The sequence below is a fragment of the Mesoterricola sp. JemC181 genome, from assembly GCF_055384585.1.
Map to the genome: position 1 here is coordinate 641,146 of NZ_AP045076.1, position 18,300 is coordinate 659,445.

The 18,300-nt window shown below is 68.5% G+C and carries 15 protein-coding genes; 7 read left to right on the forward strand and 8 right to left on the reverse strand.

The window, feature by feature from the left end; genetic code table 11:
- Positions 1–5: 5 nt before the first annotated feature.
- Entirely contained in the window at positions 6–1,034 is a 1,029-nt protein-coding gene (locus ACZ5MC_RS02905; protein ID WP_306598783.1) for an Mrp/NBP35 family ATP-binding protein, read from the forward strand.
- A gap of 390 nt (positions 1,035–1,424) precedes the next feature.
- The gene (locus ACZ5MC_RS02910) at positions 1,425–2,597 is read left to right on the forward strand and encodes an ISL3 family transposase (protein WP_464517006.1); all 1,173 of its coding nucleotides are present in this window, start codon (positions 1,425–1,427) and stop codon (positions 2,595–2,597) included.
- A gap of 51 nt (positions 2,598–2,648) precedes the next feature.
- Here the strand turns inward: ACZ5MC_RS02910 and ACZ5MC_RS02915 are convergent, their stop codons facing one another.
- The 4 genes from ACZ5MC_RS02915 to ACZ5MC_RS02930 form a co-directional block, all read right to left on the reverse strand.
- Positions 2,649–3,425 carry a BON domain-containing protein gene (locus ACZ5MC_RS02915; protein WP_464517007.1) on the reverse strand — a complete coding sequence of 259 codons (777 nt, stop codon included), beginning with the start codon at positions 3,423–3,425 and terminating at the stop codon, positions 2,649–2,651.
- 63 nt (positions 3,426–3,488) lie between these two features.
- Complete coding sequence (locus ACZ5MC_RS02920) at positions 3,489–4,538, reverse strand: YXWGXW repeat-containing protein (RefSeq protein ID WP_464517771.1); 1,050 nt, start codon at positions 4,536–4,538, stop codon at positions 3,489–3,491.
- Between the two features lie 145 nt (positions 4,539–4,683).
- Positions 4,684–5,907 carry a response regulator gene (locus ACZ5MC_RS02925; RefSeq protein WP_306598785.1) on the reverse strand — a complete coding sequence of 408 codons (1,224 nt, stop codon included), beginning with the start codon at positions 5,905–5,907 and terminating at the stop codon, positions 4,684–4,686.
- 41 nt (positions 5,908–5,948) lie between these two features.
- The gene (locus ACZ5MC_RS02930; protein WP_306598786.1) at positions 5,949–6,911 is read right to left on the reverse strand and encodes a glycosyltransferase; all 963 of its coding nucleotides are present in this window, start codon (positions 6,909–6,911) and stop codon (positions 5,949–5,951) included.
- A gap of 59 nt (positions 6,912–6,970) precedes the next feature.
- Between ACZ5MC_RS02930 and ACZ5MC_RS02935 the strand changes: the two genes are divergently transcribed.
- The 5 genes from ACZ5MC_RS02935 to ACZ5MC_RS02955 are packed head-to-tail and all read left to right on the forward strand — an operon-like array spanning position 6,971 to position 12,304.
- Positions 6,971–7,690, forward strand: a complete 720-nt coding sequence (locus ACZ5MC_RS02935; RefSeq protein WP_306598787.1) for a response regulator transcription factor — start codon at positions 6,971–6,973, stop codon at positions 7,688–7,690.
- Positions 7,691–7,711: 21 nt separating this feature from the next.
- Positions 7,712–8,344, forward strand: a complete 633-nt coding sequence (locus ACZ5MC_RS02940; RefSeq protein WP_464517008.1) for a CAP domain-containing protein — start codon at positions 7,712–7,714, stop codon at positions 8,342–8,344.
- A 30-nt stretch (positions 8,345–8,374) separates the two neighbouring features.
- Positions 8,375–10,336, forward strand: coding sequence for a PAS domain S-box protein (locus tag ACZ5MC_RS02945; protein ID WP_464517009.1), 1,962 nt, complete (start codon positions 8,375–8,377; stop codon positions 10,334–10,336).
- Positions 10,337–10,340: 4 nt separating this feature from the next.
- Positions 10,341–10,772 carry a response regulator gene (locus tag ACZ5MC_RS02950; protein ID WP_464517010.1) on the forward strand — a complete coding sequence of 144 codons (432 nt, stop codon included), beginning with the start codon at positions 10,341–10,343 and terminating at the stop codon, positions 10,770–10,772.
- Positions 10,769–12,304 carry a hybrid sensor histidine kinase/response regulator gene (locus ACZ5MC_RS02955; protein WP_464517011.1) on the forward strand — a complete coding sequence of 512 codons (1,536 nt, stop codon included), beginning with the start codon at positions 10,769–10,771 and terminating at the stop codon, positions 12,302–12,304. Before ACZ5MC_RS02950 ends, ACZ5MC_RS02955 begins: the two co-directional genes overlap by 4 nt.
- 3 nt (positions 12,305–12,307) lie before the next feature.
- On the opposite strand, the gene ACZ5MC_RS02960 is transcribed toward ACZ5MC_RS02955, so the two are convergent.
- From ACZ5MC_RS02960 to ACZ5MC_RS02975, 4 genes are all read right to left on the reverse strand, one after another.
- A complete protein-coding gene (locus tag ACZ5MC_RS02960; RefSeq protein ID WP_464517012.1) occupies positions 12,308–13,645 on the reverse strand; it encodes an alpha-amylase family glycosyl hydrolase in 1,338 nt (445 codons plus the stop codon).
- Between the two features lies 1 nt (position 13,646).
- Positions 13,647–15,515, reverse strand: coding sequence for a molecular chaperone HtpG (htpG, locus tag ACZ5MC_RS02965; RefSeq protein ID WP_306598793.1), 1,869 nt, complete (start codon positions 15,513–15,515; stop codon positions 13,647–13,649).
- 131 nt (positions 15,516–15,646) lie between these two features.
- A complete protein-coding gene (locus ACZ5MC_RS02970; RefSeq protein WP_464517013.1) occupies positions 15,647–16,036 on the reverse strand; it encodes a PilZ domain-containing protein in 390 nt (129 codons plus the stop codon).
- Positions 16,037–16,212: 176 nt separating this feature from the next.
- A complete protein-coding gene (locus ACZ5MC_RS02975; RefSeq protein WP_306598796.1) occupies positions 16,213–18,261 on the reverse strand; it encodes a dipeptidyl-peptidase 5 in 2,049 nt (682 codons plus the stop codon).
- Positions 18,262–18,300: the final 39 nt, after the last annotated feature.

Sequence of the window (18,300 nt, forward strand, 5' to 3'; positions counted from 1 at the left end):
CCGCCATGGGAACGAGAATCAGTCGCGCCGCCATCTATGATGTCCTGAACGCCTACCAGATCCCCGGGGCCAACGCCAACCTGGTGGCCCTGAAGGCGGTCAAGGCCATCGACGTGGAGGAAGCGGAGGTCATCCTGCGCCTGCAGCTCCTGGACGCCTACCAGGACCGGGAGCAGGTGGTGCGCCAGGCGCTGGGCGGCGCCGTGGGCGCCATCGAGGGGGTGGAGAAGGTGACCATCTCCATCGAGTGGGAGCGCACCCCCCAGGCCGAATTCAAGAACCTGCTGCCCACCGTCAAGAAGTGCTACGTGATCGCCTCGGGCAAGGGCGGCGTGGGCAAGAGCACCGTCGCCTCCAACCTGGCCGTGGCCATGGCCGCGCTCGGCCACAAGGTGGGGCTCCTGGACGCCGACATCCACGGCCCCAGCATGGGCATGATGTTCGGCATCAAGGAGGGACCCGAGGCCACCCCCGAGGGCAAGATCATCCCCGTGGAGAAGTTCGGCCTCAAGCTCATGTCCATCGCCTTCCTCATCGACGAGGACCGCCCGGTCATCTGGCGCGGGCCCATGCTCAACAAGGCCCTCACCCAGTTCCTGGGCGACGTGCTGTGGGGCGACCTGGACTTCCTCTTCATCGACCTGCCCCCCGGCACCGGCGACACCCAGATATCGCTGATCCAGAACGCCAAGGTGGACGGCGCGGTCATCGTGAGCACCCCGCAGGACGTGGCCTTCCTGGACGCGCGCAAGGCCATCGGCCTCTTCCAGACCGTCAAGGTGCCCATCACCGGCATCGTCGAGAACATGTCCAGCTTCCACTGTCCCAGCTGCCACGTGGAGACCCAGATCTTCGGCCACGGCGGCGTGAAGTCCGCCGCCCAGCGCCTGGGCCTGCCCTTCCTGGGCGAGGTCCCCATCGACCTGGAGATCCGCATCGGCGGGGACTCCGGGGTGCCGCTGGTGGCGGCGCATCCGGACAGCCCCCAGACCAAGGCGTTCATGGCGATGGCGCGGACCCTGGCGAAGGCATGAAAAAAGGGTTCTTCACGGATTTGAGGGGTGGCGCCGACCCACACTCACTTTAGCTTGGTGCTGACGAGGAGGCCGGGTCCGGTCGATAGGGGCCGTTCTGAGCCCGTCATCCAGGTAAGTTGAAACGAAAAGCTTATCGCCGAGGCGCCGAGGGGCCGAGGTTCGCCGAGAAAAGATCTTCTTTTTATTCCTCGGCGATCCTCGGCTCCTCGGCGCCTCGGCGATAGGCCCTTCGATCGAGATTGCCGGATTAATCGGGTAACAGGTCGGCAGCAGTGGACTTCAGGCATCTTGGAGTTGTCGAGAAACCAGGATGAGAGGAGGCCGCTGCTGCCTACCAAGGAGCTTATTGCCCGTTTGGGCGGATGGAAAGGGCATCGCGTCGGAACCGTGGAAAGGTTCGAACCGGGGGAGAAGGGTACCCGCGCCCAGGTCTGGATCGAGTTGCTCGGCTTCGGTGTCCACCCTCGGACCTGCAGCGGCTGCCAGCGCAAGGTTTCAGCGGTGCACGACTGGTCCCAGCGAGAGATCCGGGACCTGCCCGTGTTCGACGCGGATACCGTGTTGGTGGTCGGGCGTGCCCGGGTGGCCTGCCCTGCCTGCGGACCCAAGCTGGAGGCCCTGGACTGGCTGGAACCCTATGCACGGGTCACCAACCGCATGGCCGAGAGTGTGGCCCGCATGTGCAAGGTCATGCCCATCAAGCGGGCTGCCGAGCATTATGGCCTCCACTGGGGCACAGTGAAGGACATCGACAAGGCCTATCTGGAGCGCACGCTGGAGCCAGCCAGACCAGGCAAGGTCCGGCTGCTCATGATGGACGAGTTCGCCCTCCATAAGGGGCAGAGCTACGCCACGGTGTTCGCCGATACCGAAACCCGCCAAGTGCTTTGGGTGGGCAAAGGCCGGGGCAAGGCGGATATCAGGCCCTTCTTCGAATGGCTCGGCAAGCGGCGGTGCCGCAAGATCGCGGCGGTGGCCATGGACATGTCCCCCACTTTCGAAGCGGAAGTCCGCCAACACTGCCCCAATGCCGAGATCGTCCTGGACCAGTTCCATGTCCTGGCCAATTTCGGAAAGCAGGTGCTCGACCGAATCCGGGTCAACGAGGCCAATCGGTGCCGGGACGACAAGGCCGCCCGGGAACTCATCAAGGGGGCCAAGTGGCTCCTGCTGGGCAACTGGGAGAACCTGCCCAACCGGGAGAGCAAGACCAGGCTCAACGCGCTCCTGGAGGCGAACCAAGCCCTCATGACGGCCTACGTCATGAAGGACGCCCTTAAGGCCCTGTGGGGCTTTAAGCGAGAGGGCTGGGCCCGGAAGGCCTGGGAGAACTGGCTGGCCATGGCCACCTCAAGCGGCCTGCCGCCTTTGGTACGTTTTGCGAAAAACCTGGCCAAGCGGATCGAGGACATCCTCTCGCACTGCCGGTGGCACCTGAACACCAGCATCCTGGAGGAGATCAACAACAAGATCAAGGTCCTGAAGCGGATCGCCTATGGGTACCGGGATGAGGCCTACTTCTTCCTCAAGATCCGTGCGGCCTTCCCCGGAAATCCGTGAAGAACCGAAAAAAGGGCCGGCCCCGTTCCGGGGCCGGCCCATGCCGCCAGGCTAGGATTTCTTGACGGTCATCTTGTTGTGCACCGACTTGACGCCGTTGATGTCCTCGGCGAGCTTGCTCACGAGGGCCTTCTCGGCGTCGTTGGCGGCCTCGCCGTGGAGGGTCACCACGCCGTCCTTGGTGACGACCTTGGTGGCCAGGACATGGGTGGCCTTGTGGAAGAGGAGGGTGGTCTTCACCTGGGCCGTGATGGAGGTGTCGTCGATCTTCTCGCCGACGGTCGCCTTGGCGGCCTTGGGGGTGTTGAGGACGACCAGGTCGTTGCGCACTTCGGTGACCCCGTCCACGTCCTTGGCATATTCCCCGGTGAGCCGCTTCTGGGCCTCGTTGTCGGCATTGCCGGTCAGGGTGACGACGCCCTTCTCGGTCTTGACGGTGGTCGCGGAGGCGCTCACGTGGGTGTGGAAGGCCAGGGCCGTCATCACCTTCATGCTGATCCAGGCGTCGGAGCGGGCGGCGGGCTGTTCACCGGCGATCGTGAGCTTGTTGACCACGCTCTTGACGCCCGGCAGGGACGCCACGGTCTCCTCGGCCAGGGACTTGTCGAAGTCCTGGGTCACGGTGCCCGTGAGGGTGACGACGCCCTTGTCGCTGTCCACCTTGATGGTGTCGGCCTTCAGGTAGGTCTTGAAGTTGTAGCTGTTCTTGGCGGAGGCCTCGATCTTGTCGTCCATGTCGGAGGCCAGGAGCGGGGCGCCTCCCGTGACGAGCAGGATGGCGGCGGTGCCCATGATGGCGGCGGCGGGGTTCAGTCTGGACATTCTCATGGTTCGGTTCCTTATGGCTTGCATGGAGGTGGCGGGGTTCCCTCGGAGCTCGGGACGCGGGCGTCAGGGCTTGGGATGATCTTCCCGTTCCCGGCCGTGGCCGGGATCCGGGTGAGGTGCGGGCTGGGCGTGGGGCGCCTCCCGGCGGGGCGGGTCGAGGTTGGGGCGCTCCCGCGCGGGCCCGGGATCCCGCTGAGGCTGGCCATTCGGGCGGGGGAGGACCGGGCGCTCAGGGTGGGGCGGGGCGGGCGCTTCCCGGCGGGGGGGGTCGGGGCGGGGCCGGGGCGGGTCCAGGGCGGGGCGCTCCCGGGGCGCAGCCTGGGCGGCAGGCGGCTGGCGGGGCTGGGCGGGACGTTGGGCATGGGATGGGCCGTGGGCCGGTTCTGCGTTGGGCCGCTTGGGCTCAGGCCGCCTTTCGGGGGGCGCCTTGGCGGGAACGGAGGACCCGGGCGTGAAATCGGCCGGTCTGCCGGTGGCGGCCACGGGGGGCCTGCCATGGTTGGCGGAATTGCGGAGGTCCCTGTTCTGGCTGGCGCCCCTGTCATGGCGGTCCTGGTCGGGCGTGGGGGGTTCGTGGCGCTCGGCGCCGGCGGCGCGCTCCTGGCGGGTGGGTGCGGCCCGGAGGCCGCCGGGACCGCCATTGAAGGCGGTCTTCACGGTACGCGTCCGCACCGGCTGGCTGTACACACGGGAGGTCCGCCGGGCGTCCACGGTGGTCACGGACCGGTTGTACCGGACGTGCCCGCCCTCCCAGCGACCGCCCTGGTAGCCGGATCCACTGTAGCCATGGCCGTAGTTGATGCCGCCGTAGAAGCCCACGTGGGTGGCCCAGTAGCCTGAATGGAACAGGAACCAGCCGCCCTCCCAACCCCAATAGCCGGGGGTCCAGAGGAGGCCCGGGGCGGGCGCCATGACCCAGGTGCCGGGAACCCAGTAGTAGTCGTCACCCTCATAGGCCCAGTAGCCGGGCGTCCATACGGAATCGTCCAGGGGGACGGGGGGCTGATCATAGTAGGGAAGGGGCGGGGGGCTGACCTGGACCCGGAGGGTGATCTGGGCCGAAAGGACAAAGGGGGCTGTGAGGGCGAAGGCGAGCGAAGCGGGGATGAGCATTCTCACGGGAGAACTCCTTGGTCCTCCCAGGCTGCATCATCCGTTCCAGGATTCGATCCCCCACCATATCAACTGATATGTTTAGGCGGCGCGCCCTGGTCCGCATCTGGTCAATCGAAATGAAGGATCCCGCCTCTCAATTCGATCAGGTGATGAGGTCGCTCAACCCGGCCGGGTCCGGCTCGATCGCGGCCGTCCAATCGGGCACGCGCTCCCGGAGCCCCAGGCTGGTCAGGTAGGCCTCGTCCAGCTTGGCGGTGGAGAAGATCTCGTGCTCGGGGTCGGAGCTCAGGAGGCTGTCGGCGATGTGGACGCCCAGGGCGGGCGTGAAGGCGGCGGTGTCCTGGAGGGTGGGCTGGTGGTGCCAGGCCGCGGCCTGGACCACGGCGTGGGGGAGCCCCCAGAGGCCCAGCAGGTAGCCGCCCACCTCGCCGTGGGTGGCGCCCAGCACGTGGTACTCGGCGGTCTCCAGGTCCGAGCCGCCGCTGCGGCCGAGGTCCAGGACCCGGGCATACTCGTCCGGGAACCGGGAGGCCAGCACCAGGATCCCCACGTCGTGGAGGAGCCCGGCGGTGAAGTACTCGGCGGAGGCGGACCGCCCCAGCCCCTGCGCCTCCGCGATCTGCTTGGTGGCCGAGGCGACGGCGACGCTGTGGCGCCAGAGGTGGGCCAGCCCGAAGCTGGGGAAGCGGAAGGCCCCGGCCTGGCTGAAGAGCCCGTGGGCCAGCACCAGGGAGCGCAGGAGGTCGATGCCCAGGATGGAGACGGCCTCGGCGGGGGTGGACACCGTCTGGCGGAGGCTGAAGAAGGCGGAATTCGACAGCTTGAGGATCATGGCGGTCATGGCCATGTCCCTGCCGATGGCCGCGCCCAGGTCCTCCAGGGTGGCCCGCTCCGAGCCCATGAGGCGGGTGATCTCCTGGTACAGCGCGGGCACGCTGGGCAGCCGCCCGATGCGCGCCACCAGCTCCTTGGCGTGGTCGTTGTGCACCTGGGAGCCCAGGTGGAAGGTGCGGCGCAGGACGGACTTCAGGAAGGCCGGGTCGCAGGGCTTGCCCAGGAACTGGTGGGCCCGGTCCACGACGTCCGTGGTCAGCTTGCGGTCCTCGCAGGAGGAAAGGACGAAGCGCAGGGTGGCGGGGTAGCGCACCATGACCTTCTGCAGGAGCTGGGCGCCGTTCATGCCCGGCATCCAGAGATCGGAGACCACGACGTGGAACGGGGACTGCTCGAAGGCCTCCAGGGCGGCCTCGCCGCTGCCCACGAAGGACATGGCCCACACGGGCGCCATGTCCTTCAGGGACTCCCGAAGGAGGTCCCGGAGGACGGGGTCGTCCTCGACGAAGAGGATCCGCTTGCGTTCGCCCATGCCCTCCTCTCCCCGTGAAGCCTGATGGACGTCCCGGCGGGTCAATCCTGGCCGGGTTCCCTGTGGTGCTGCTTCTTTACGACGTAGCGGGGACGGTCCCGCACTTCCTGGTAGATCCGCCCAATGTACTCGCCCAGGAGCCCGAAGGCCAGGAACTGGGCGCCCACGAAGAAGAAAAGCACCGCGAACAGGGTGAAGACCCCGCCCACGGACCCCTCCGGGTGCAGGATCCGGTAGACCATGAGCGCGATGCCGAAGCCGATGCCCAGGAGGGAGATGGCCACCCCCAGGACGCTGAGCATCTGGAGGGGCAGCAGGGAGAAGCTGGTGAGCAGGTCGAACTGGAGGTTGATGAGCTTCCAGAAGCCGTACTTGGAGTCCCCGGCGGCCCTTTCGGCATGCCCCACGGGCACCTCGGCGATGCGCTTGGCGAAGCTGTTGGCCAGGGCCGGGATGAAGCTGGAGCGCTCCTTGCACAGGAGCATGGCGTCCACGATCTCGCGCCGGTAGGCCCGGAGCATGCAGCCGTAGTCGTGGAGCCGCACGCCGGTGGTCCTGCGGGTGACGGCGTTGACGATCTTGCTGGGCATGGTGCGGAAGAAGCTGTCGTTGTCGGTGCGGCCCTGGCGCCAGCCGCCCACCACGTCGAAGCCCTCCTCGATCTTGGCCACCAGCTTGGGGATCTCCTCGGGCGGGTTCTGGAGGTCGGCGTCCATGGTCACCACCACCTCCCCGGAGGCCACGGCGAAGGCCCCGAAGATGGCCGAATGCTGGCCGTAGTTCCGGTTGAACTCCACCACCGTCACCCGGGGCTCCCCGGCGGCGATGTCCAGGAGCATGTCCAGGGACCGGTCCCGGCTCCCGTCGTCGGTGAACACGACCTCCCAGGTTTTCCCGGGGCCGGGCCAGTTCTCGTTCAGCACCTTGGACAGTCTCGCCCAAAGGTTGGTAATATTTGCTTCTTCGTTATAGATGGGAATTACGATACTGAGATAGGAAACCATCCGGGACTCCGATTGGCACCATTCTAACCTCAACACCCGGGGACCTGCAGGAGCCCGAAATGAATGAACCCAAGATCCTCCTGGTAGAAGACGAGCTCAGTCTCGCCGAAGGGATCAAGCTCAACCTCGAGCTCGAAGGCCTTCCGTGCACCTGGGTCACCCGCGGCGACGACGCCCTCAAGCGCATCCTGGCCGGGCAGTACGAGCTGGTGATCCTGGACGTGATGCTGCCGGGCATGGACGGCTTCACCGTCTGCCAGAAGGTCCGCGAGGCCAAGAACTACACGCCCATCCTCTTCCTCACCGCCAAGAACACCGAGGACGACCGGGTCCGGGGCTTCGAGACCGGGGGCGACGACTACCTGGGCAAGCCCTTCCAGGTGACCGAGCTGCTCCTGAGGATCCGGGCGATCCTGCGCCGGGAGGACTGGTACCGGAACCGGAGCCTCAGCGGCCGCCAGCGGTTCGGGGAGTACTGGGTGGACTTCGAGAACTTCTGCGGGGAGGGCCCTCACGGCTCCTTCGTGCTGGGCGTCAAGGAGTGCATGATCCTCAAGCTCCTCATGGAGCAGTCCGGCCAGGTGGTGAGCCGCACCGACATCCTGGACAAGGTCTGGGGCGAGGAGACCTACCCCACCACGCGCACCGTGGACAACTTCATCGTCCGCATCCGCCGCGCCATGGAGAAGGACGCCCACGCCCCCCGGTGGGTCCACACCGTGCGCAGCGTGGGCTACCTCTTCGACCCCGAAGGCACGCCCAGGCGCGGAGAGGAGTAGAATCCCCCCACGGGGGTGACCATGTTCCGTTTCCTGGCGGCCGCGACACTGTCGTCTCTCTGCCTCTGGGGCCAGCCCGTCCCGCGCTCCACTCCCGACGAGATCGCCGTGGTGCGGGAGATCAACAAGATCCGCAGGTTCCCCAGGGAGTACGCCAAGTATCTGAGGGCCCTGGGTCTGCGCTTCGAAGGCACCCTCTGGCGGCTCGCGGAGCACGTGCCCATCCGCACCAGCGAGGGACGGGCGGCGGTGATCGAGGCCGCCGAATTCCTGGAGAAGGTGGAGCCGGTGATGGAGCTCATCGCCTACAGCGAGGAGCTCCACCTGGCCGCCCGGGACCACGTGCTCGACCAGGGGCCCACGGGCGAGACCGGCCACGCCGGCACCGACGGGTCCCGGCCCGGCCAGCGCATGAGGCGGTACGGCGACCCCGAATCCCTCACCGGGGAGGTGATCAACTACGGCCTGGAGACGCCCCGCATGACCGTGATCCAGCTGGTCATCGACGACGGCGTGAAGGACCGCGGGCACCGCCGCAGCCTTTTCAACCCGAAGTTCCGGGTGGCCGGGGCGGCCATCGGGGAGCACAAGGGCTACGGCACCATGGTGGTGGTGGACCTGGCCGACGCCTTGACGCCCAAACAAAAGCCCTGATGGTAGGGTAGAAGTCTCTGCGGATCGTCCATGCCCTTCCTGGCCCTCGTCATCGGTCTCCTGCTGGGCGCGGCCCTGGCGGGGCTGGCCCTGGCCCGCAGGAGGGCCCCGGCGGAGCCCGCGGGAATCCCGGCGGTGCTGGAGGGGTGCGCCATGGGCGCCGTGCTCATCCGGGACCGCAAGGTGGTCTGGGCCAACGCCCGTTGCGCCGGGCTCCTGGGCGCGGACGCCGAGTCCCTTGCCGGGGTGGACACCCGGGGCTGGCACCAGGACGACGCGGCCTTCGGGAAGTTCGGCCGGGTCATCGAGGGCTTCGCGGAGCCGGGTTCGGCCTTCCGGGGCGAAGTGCGCCTGCGCCGCGTGGACGGGAGCCCCTTCTGGGCCTACCTGGTGGGGGGACCGGTGGCGCCGGGGCGCCCGGAGCAGGGGGTCCTCTGGTTCCTGGAGGACGTGTCGGACCGGGTGGAGGCCCAGATGGACCTCTCGGAGGTCCTCTCCCTGAACCAGAAGCTCATCGCCGCCTCGCCCATGGGCATCATGCTCTACCGGGACGCCGACGGGGCCTGCGTGCTGACCAACGAGGCCGCCGCCCGGATCCTCAACGGCAGCCCCGGCGAGATCCTCAAGCAGAACTTCAGGCGCCTGAAGTCCTGGAAGGAGTCCGGCCTCCGGGAGGCCGCGGACCGTGCCCTGGCCAGCGGCGCCGACCAGACCGTGGAAGCCCATTTCACCTCCAGCTTCGGCAAGGAGGTGTGGATCGTCGCCCACCTCGTCCCCTTCACGAGCCGCGGGGAGCGCCTCCTCCTGCTGCTGGGCGACGACGTGTCCGAAAAGATCGAGGCCACCCGGGCCCTGCGCGCCAGCGAGGAGAAGTACCGGGTGGTGGTGGAGACCCTCAACGAGGGCCTGGCCCTGGTGGATTCCTCGGGCGCCCTCACCTTCTGCAACCAGCGCCTGGCGGAGATGGGGGGCTACGCGCCCGGGGAGATGCTGGGCAGGCACTACTCGGCCTTCGTTCCCGAGGCGCACCTCCCCTTCCTGACGGCGAAGGCCATCCTGCAGCAGCCGGCGGCTTCGGAGACCTTCGAGGTGGGCCTGCGGCGCCGGGACGGATCCGTCCTGGACGCCCGGGTGTCGCTGGCCTCGGTGCACGACGCCCAGGGAGCGATCTCGGCGCTGGCCATCCTGGTCACGGACATCTCCATCCGCAAGCGGGTGGAGCGGGAGCGGGAGCGCCTCATGGCCGAGCTGGAGCAGAAGAACAAGGAGCTGGAGACCCTGCTCTACGTGGCTTCCCACGACCTGCGGAGCCCGCTGGTGAACATCCAGGGCTTCAGCCAGCGCCTGGCCCGGTCCCTGGAGGAACTGCGCAAGGCCCAGGAAGGGGCCGGGTCCCTGGAGGCCTTCGCCGAGGCCGCCAGGCCCCACCTGCAGGAGCGGATGCCCTCCTCGCTCGAGTTCATCCGCGCCTCCGGCATCCGCATGGACGCCATCATCAACGGCCTGCTCACCCTCTCGCGGGCGGGCCGCATGGTGCTCCGCACCGGGCCCCTGGACATGAACGCGGTGCTGGCCTCCTGCTCGAAGACGCTGGCCTACCAGTTCGAGAGCGCGGAGGGCGCCCTGCAGGTGGAGGACCTTCCCCCCTGCAGGGCCGACTCGGCCCAGGCCACCCAGATCGTCTCCAACCTCCTGGACAACGCCGTGAAGTACCGCCACGGCGACCGCCCGCTGCGGGTGCGCGTCTCCGGCCGGGTGGCGGGGGAATCGTGCGAGTACTGCGTGGAGGACAACGGCGTGGGAATCTCCGGCGAACACCAGGAGCGAATCTGGGAGATCTTCCAGCGGCTGGACCCCCAGGGTCCCGTCCCGGGGGAGGGGCTGGGCCTCACCCTGGTGCGGCGGATGGCGGAGCGCAACGGGGGCCGGGTGCGGGTGGAATCCACGCCCGGCGAGGGCTCCCGGTTCTTCCTCGAACTTCCCCGCGGGTGACCCCATGCCTACCGTCCAGCCCTTCGAGAACGTGACCATCCTCATCGCCGAGGACGACGAGGGCCATGCCGTCCTGATCCGGGAGCACCTCCAGGAGGCTGGGGTGACCGGCCCCATCCTGCGCTTCCGGGACGGGCAGGAGGTGCTGGACTACTTCCAGGGCCCCGGGCGCGCCGGCAGGAACCTCCTGCTCCTGGACATCAACATGCCGCGGGTGGGGGGCGTGGAGGTCCTGCGCCGCCTCAAGGCGGATCCGGGCACCCGCCGGACCCCGGTCATCATGCTCACCACCACCGACGATCCCCGGGAAGTGGCGGTCTGCTATGATGCCGGGTGCAACTTCTACGTCACCAAGCCCAGGAATTTCGAGGACTTCTCCGCGGCCCTCACCAACCTGGGACGGTTCCTTCAGGTAATCCAGGTGGCCGACCCATGACCGAGCCAACCCTCATCCTGCTGGTGGAGGACGACCAGGGCCTCACCGAACTGGTGAGGGAGGAGATCTTCCAGCGCGGGTGGGACTTCCTTCACGCCGCCACGGGCCGGGCCGCCCTGGAGATCCTGGCCGCCCGGCGACCCGGCCTGGTGCTCCTGGACTTCTCCCTCCCCGACATGACGGCCGTGGAGATCCTGGAGCGGGCCGACATGCCCCCCTTCATCGTCACCACCGGCAGCGGCGACGAGCGCATCGCCGTGGAGATGATGAGGAAGGGCGCCCTGGACTACCTGGTCAAGGACGCCCATTTCCTCGGGGCCCTGCCCGGCGCCGTGGAGCGGGCCCTGCACGCGGTGGAGGTGGAGCGCCAGCTGCGCGAGGCGCAGGAGCAGCTCAAGGCCGCCGACGCCGTCCTGCGCAACGCCCAGAAGATGGAGAGCCTGGGCCGCATGGCCGGGGGCATCGCCCACGACTTCAACAACCTTTTCCAGGCCATCCAGGGCAACCTGGAAGTGGCCTCCATGGAGACCACGGCCCCCGGGGCGGCCCGCGCCGCCGTGGCCCGGGCCCTCAAGGTCCTGGCGAAGGCCTCGGTGCTCGCCCACCGCATGCTGGACGTCTCGGGCAAGGGCTTCCGCCGGTCCGACACGCTGGACCTCAACCGCATGGTCCAGGACTGCCTCGCGGGCCGCGGCGGCGCGGGCATCCGCTTCGAGGCGGGTCCCGGGCTCCCCCTGGTCGAAGGGGATTCCGGGCAGCTGTGCGAAGTGCTCGACGGCCTCGTGGCCAACGCACGGGAGGCGCAGGGCGGGGCGGAGGGGACCATCCGCATCTCCACCCGGCTCCAGGACATGGGGGAGGGCGACCCCGCCTCCGGGCACTGGATCCACCTTCCCGCCAGCGCGGGCCCCCTGGTGTGCCTGGCCATCGAGGACGCCGGTTCCGGCATGACCCGGGAGGTCCTGGACCGGGCCTTCGACCCCTTCTTCTCCACCTACCGCCCCGGCCGGGGCCTGGGCCTCTCCACCGCCCTGGGCATCCTCAAGGGCCACGGCGCCGGCCTCTGGGTGCGTTCCTCCCCCGGAAGGGGCACCACGATCCGCCTCCTCTTCCCTCCCGCCGCCGCCCCGGCCCAGGAAGCCGCGGCCGTATCCGCCCCCAGCGGGAAGCGGGCCATCCTCCTCGTGGACGACGACGAGGACCTGCAGGAGACCCTTGCCGAATACCTGCGGGAGAACCTCGGCTACACCGTCTTCCAGGCCCGCGACGGCCTCGAGGCGGTGGAGGTCCACCGCCGGGAGCGGGCCAGCCTGGGGCTCATCCTCATGGACGCCACCATGCCCCGCATGAGCGGCCCCGACGCCTTCCGCGCCATCCGGGAGGAGGACCCCGGGGCCCGGGCCATCCTGTGCAGCGGCTTCTCCGAGGAGGCCGGCACCAAGGTGGCGCGGGAGTACGGGTTCCTGGAGTTCCTCAAGAAGCCCTTCCCGCTGCAGGTGCTGCAGGAGCACATCTCGCGGGTGGTGGGCTAGACATCATGCATCGGCCCGGTTGCGGGGCTTGAAATAGCGGTACGTCTCCAGAGGTTCGACGGCCCGGTACACCGCGCCCGACCGGGGGGCGATATCGAGGGCCACGCTGGACGTGCGCACGGTCACCTCGCCCGCCTGGCCCAGCGCGTCCCGCAAGGGAACCCCATCGGGCCAGTGGGGATAGGGGATCAGCAGTTTCGCCCGCAGGGGGTCGGAGGCGGCGTTGACGACCACCAGGGCGGCCTCGCCCGGTTGTTCGGTATACCGCAGGAATACCAGGGCGTTGCCGGGCAGGCGGTCGCCGAGCACCTTCACGTCGCCGGACATCAGCTCGGGGCTGCCCCGCCGCAGGGCGATGAGCTTCCGGGTCCAGGCCAGCCTGCCGCGGTCCCAGCGGGCCGGGTCCCACACCATGGGCCGGCGGTTGTCGGGGTCGGCGCCCCCCTCCATGCCGACCTCCTCGCCGTAGTAGACCAGGGGCACGCCCGGGAGGGTCATCTGGGCCAGCTGGGCGAGGTCGATGCCGCCGGCGTCGGCCAGGGCGCTGCGAAGGCGGGGCGTGTCGTGGCTGGAGAGCATGTTCCAGGAGCGGAGCGCACCGTCCAGGCCCCACCCTTCCCGCACGTCCGCAACCGCCCGGTTGGCCTGGACCGCGCCGATCTCCCCGTTCAGCCAGGAGAGCAGGGCGTTCTGGTGGTAGTAGTTCATCGTGCCGTGGAAACCCCGGCACCAGCCGCCGCCGTAGCCGAACACCTCCCCGATCAGCAGGCACCGGGGCCACCGCTCCCGCACCCGCGCGGCCAGGTCCTCCGCCACCGCCAGGCCCACGTCCTGGGCCACGTCGAAGCGCAGGCCGTCCACGCCCAGGTCCAGCCAGCGCTCGACGACGCTGCCGGGTCCCCGGTACAGGCGGTCCAGCACGGCGCCTTCGGCGAGGTCCAGTTCGGGCATTCCCCGGAACCCCTTCCAGCACTGGTACCGCCCGTCCGGAAGGAACGTGAAGAAGCCCCGGTACGCCGGGTCCCCGGCGAGGGCCGCACGGAACCAGGGGTGCCGGTCCGAGACGTGGTTGAGCACCAGGTCCAGCACCAGGTGCATGCCCCGCCCGTGCAGCCCGGCCAGGAGGCGCTCCAGGGCGGGCTCGCCGCCCAAGGCGGGGTCCACGGCGGAAAGGTCCGTGGCGTCGTACCGGTGGTCGGTCGGTGCCGGGACGATGGGCGTCAGGTAGACCGTGGTCACGCCCAGGCCGGCCAGGTGGTCCAGGTGTTCCGTGACACCCTCCAGGCCCCCGAAGGCTTCGGGGAAGACCTGGTAGACCACCTGGCGTGCCAGAGCGTCCATGCTAGGCCCTGAGGGCGTCCTTCATCATCAGGTCGTTGAGGCGCTTCACGAAGGCGGTGGGGTCCGCCAGGCGGGAGCCCTCGGCCAGGAGGGCCTGGTCGTGCAGGAGGCGGCCGTAGGCCTCGATGCGGGGATCGGTCATGTCCTTCGTGTAGATCTCCAGGAGGCCCTTGACCACGGGGTGCTCCGGGTTCAGCTCCAGGACCCGCTCCTGGGGCGCGGCGCCCTGGCCCAGCTTCTGGAGCAGGCGCTCCATGTGGGGGTCCATAGCGTCCTCGTCCGCGGTGAGGCAGGAGGCGCTCTCCTTGAGCCGGCGGGTGAGGCGCACGTCGCGCAGGCCCCCGATGAGGCCCTTGAGCAGGCCCAGGAGGGGCTTGAAGGCCTCCGTGGCAGCCTCCTCCTTCTTCTTCTCCTCGGGCTCCAGCTCCGGCTGGTGGCGGTCCGCGGCCTTGAAGGCCAGGCCCTTGTAGTCGGGAAGCGTGGGGAACACGAAGGCGTCGATGGGATCGGTGAGCAGCAGCACGTCCCAGCCGCGGTGGCGGTAGGCCTCCAGGGCCGGCGCGTGCTCGAGCACCGCGCGGTCCTCGCCGGCGAGGAAGAAGATGTCCTTCTGGTCCTCGGGCTTGGCTTCCACGTACTGGGCCAGGGTGGTGGTCTTGCCGGCCGGGGTCTTCAGGGTGCCCACCAGGAGCAGGTCGCAGAGCTGCTCGCGGTTGGCGAAGTCCCTGGCCAGGCCCTCCTTGAGGAAGGGGCCCAGCTCCTTGAAGACGCCCTCGTAGGCCTCGGGGTCGTTTGCCTTGAGGTCGTTGAGGGCCTGGAAGACGTTCTTCACCAGGCTCTTCTGGATCTTCTCAAGCAGGGGGTTGTGCTGGAGGAGCTCGCGGCTCACGTTCAGGGGCAGGTCGGAGCAGTCCACCACGCCCTTCACGAACCGCAGGTAGGGCGGCAGCAGGGCCTCGCAGTGGTCCATGATCTGCACGCGGTTGATGTAGAGCCGGGGCCCCACCTTGGGCTCGGCGAACTGGAGGTCCCAGGACTTGCGCTTGGGGATGTAGAGCAGGGCCTTGAATTCCAGCGTGCCTTCCGCGGCGTAGTGGATCACCTTCGCCGGGGCGTCGAAGTCGCCGGAGATCTGCTTGTAGAAGGCCTCGTGCTCCTCGGGGGTCACGTCCACCTTGCTGCGCAGCCAGAGCGCCTTGCGGGAGTTGAGGGTCTCCTCCTCCGTCTTCCCTTCGCCCTTCTCCACGTCCATGACCACCGGGTGCTCGATGAAGTCGGAGAACTGCTTGACGATGGCGCGGAGGCGGTACTCGGTCAGGAACTCCCCCTCGTCCTCCTTGAGGTGGAGCACGACGTCGGTGCCGCGCCCCGCGCGCTCCGCGGGGTCCACCGTGAATTCGCCCAGCCCGTCGGATTCCCACCGCATCGCCCCCGCCGCGCCGGCGGCGCGGGAGACGACGGTCACCTTGTCGGCCACCATGAAGGCGGAGTAGAACCCCACGCCGAACTGCCCGATGAGCCCGGGCTTGGCGGCGGCGTCGGCCTGCTTGAGGCTGTCCAGGAAGGCCTTGGTGCCGGACTTGGCGATGGTGCCCAGGTTCTCCACCAGGGCGTCGTGGTCCATGCCGATGCCGTTGTCCGAGACGGTGAGGGTGCGGGCCTCCTTGTCCACGGAAAGGCGGATCTTCCATTCCCGGTCGCCCTCCAGGAGGGGATCGTTCTGCAGGGAATTGAAGCGGATCTTGTCGATGGCGTCGCTGGCGTTGCTGATCAGCTCGCGGAGGAAGATCTCCTTGTGGGAGTAGAGGCTGTGGGTGATGAGGTTGAGGATCTGCTGCAGTTCGCTCTTGAAGGCGTGCTTTTCGGACATGCGGGGGGCTCCGGGGGGAAAATTTCTTTGTACCAGAATCGCGCAGAATCTTCGATAGGGGTTGGATCAATGCGCGTCCGGGCAAAGCCTCTCCGCTCCGGAGCCGGGTGTCCATCCGCAGGGAGGGCAGGTCAGGTGGGCATGCCGAACATGTCGATGAACGGCGTGCTGTTCATCGCTGCGAACTTCAAGTATGTCTCCAGTTCCACGACAAACGTGCCCGGGAGGTCCGTGAACTCCAGGCCGACGTCCATGAACTCCTTCCCGTGGTGCCGGGCCCGGTGGCTCCACACCACCTTGCCCTTGACGGGCTGCCGGGGCACGCCGGGATGGCTCAGGCGCAGGGCCTCCACCACGGCGCCCGGCTTCAGGGGCCCCAGTTCGGCCAGGGGGATCCGGACGCCGCAGCCGCGGGACCCCAGATCGGGAACGTCCTCGTCCGTCCAGCCCCGGTCGCCCAGGCTGAACCGCGCCGTGCAGATGTTTTCCGTCGATATGCGGGGATGCAGCCTCTTCTCCATGGTGGCCTCCGTGTCCCGCAAGGCTCCCTGGCCCCCGCCGGTTTTCCGTGCGCGCCGGGGGTGGAACCTCGCGGTACCAATATAGGCAATGGGAAGAAATCGGCTATCAATGGCAAATGGCCACAACGGAAAAGAGGGGGCGGCCGCCCCCTCCTTCCCGTTCCGCCTGCGTCCCGCTACTTGAGCCAGCGGTCCAGCCATCCCAGCACGTTCTCATGCCACTGCAGGGAGTTGGCCGGCTTGAGCACCCAGTGGTTCTCGTCGGGGAAGACGAGCAGCTTGGAGGGAATCCCCTTGCGCTGCAGGGCGGTGAAGGTGGCCAGCCCCTGGGAGTAGGGGATCCGGTAGTCCTTCATGCCGTGGATGACGAACATGGGAGTCTTCCAGTTCTTCACGAACTCGATGGGATTGACCTTGGCGTAGCCCCCGGGGTTCTCCCAGGGCAGGCCGTCGTGCTCCCACTCGGGGAACCACAGCTCCTCGGTGTCGTAGTAGGCCATGCGCTCGTCCAGGTTGCCGTCGTGGCACACCAGGGTCTTGAAGCGGTCGGTGTGGCCGGCCATCCAGTTGATCATGTAGCCGCCGTAGGACGCGCCCAGGGCGCCGACGCGGTCCTTGTCCAGGAAGGGGTGCTTGGCCAGGACGTGGTCCAGGCCCTTCATGAGGTCCTCGAAGGGCGCGCCGCCCCAGTCGTTTCGGATGGCGTCGGTGAAGGCCTGGCCGTAGCTGGTGGAGCCGTGGAAGTCCACGCAGACCGCGGCGTAGCCGGCGCCCGCGTACACCTGGGGGTTCCAGCGGTAGTGGAAGTCGTTGCCGAAGGTGCCCTGGGGGCCGCCGTGCACCAGGTAGGCCACGGGGTACTTCTTCGCGGGGTCGAAGTCGACGGGGTAGACCAGGTAGCCGTAGACCGTGTCGCCCTTGGCGCCCTTGAAGGTGAACTGCTCGGCCCTGCCGGTCTTCGCCGCGGCCATGCGCGCATCGTTGAAGTGGGTGACCTGGCGGATGTCCCTGCCCGCGGGGTCCACGGTGTAGAACTCCGTGGGGCCCTTGAGGGAATTCATGCCGTAGAGGATGCGTCCGCCCTTGGCGAACTCGATGGCGTCCAGGGTGCCCTGGCCCACGATCATCGTGGCCTTGCCCGTGGCGGGGTCGAGCGCGAACAGGGCGCGCTGGCCCAGGTTCTCCGACAGGCAGTAGAGGGTCCTGCCGTCCGGGGACCAGGCGATGGTGCCCGCGGAACGGTCGCCCTGGGCCGTGGCGTCCACGCGCAGGGTGAATTTGCGCTCCCTGGACGTGGCCCAGTCGCGCAGCACGATGTCGAAGCGGTCCGCCTCGAAGCCGGGGCGGCTCATGGCCAGGTAGGCCAGGGTCCTGCCGTCGGGGGAGAACCGGGGCTGGGCGTCCCAGGCGGGGTTGGTGGTGATGCGCTTCGGGGCGGCGGAGCCGTCCATGGGCACCACGAAGAGGTCGAAGTTGGTGGACCAGGCTTCCGCCCTGCCCATGTCCTTGGCGGAGAACACCAGGGCCTTGCCGTCGGGGCTGACGGCGAAGTCCTCGCTGCCGCCGAAGGGCTTGGTGGGGCAGTCGGCGTCCAGGGCGGGCATCAGGTCCCGGGCCTTGCCGGTGGCGAGGTCGAAGGTGAACACGTGGTTGCGGGTGCCGTCGGTCCAGGTGTCCCAGTGGCGCGCCATGAGGCCGTCGAAGACCATGCCGGAGGCCTTGCCGGCCTCCTTGGCCTCCATCAGCTTCTTCGTCTCCGCGGGGGTCTTCCCCGGGAAGACGGCCATGCCCAGCAGCAGCGACTTCCCGTCCGGGGCCACCTCGAGCGCGTCCACGTCCAGGGGCAGCTTCGTGACCTGCTCGGCCTCGCCCCCGTCCAGGGAGAGGCGCCACACCTGGGACGAGCCGGACCGGCCCGACACGAAGAACACCGCCTTGCCGTCCCGGGCCCAGCGGGCCTGGAAGTTGGAGGTGCCCGGCGCGGTGATGCGCCGCGTCCAGGTGCCGGCCACGTCGCCCAGGTACAGGTCATGGGCGGTCTTGTTGGCAGCCAGGTCCGGCGTGCCCACGGCGAAGGTGAACGACGCCCCGTCCGGGGAGACCCGCGGGTCCCCCAGCCGCTCCATGGCCAGCAGGTCGTGGATGGTGATGGGGTGGGGCCCCGCCGCGAGGGCGGGTAGGGCCATGGTCCCGCAGAGCAGGGACAGTGTCAGCGACCGAAGCATGCTTCCTCCTGGCCATTCCCTCGGGATGGCATCGTTATA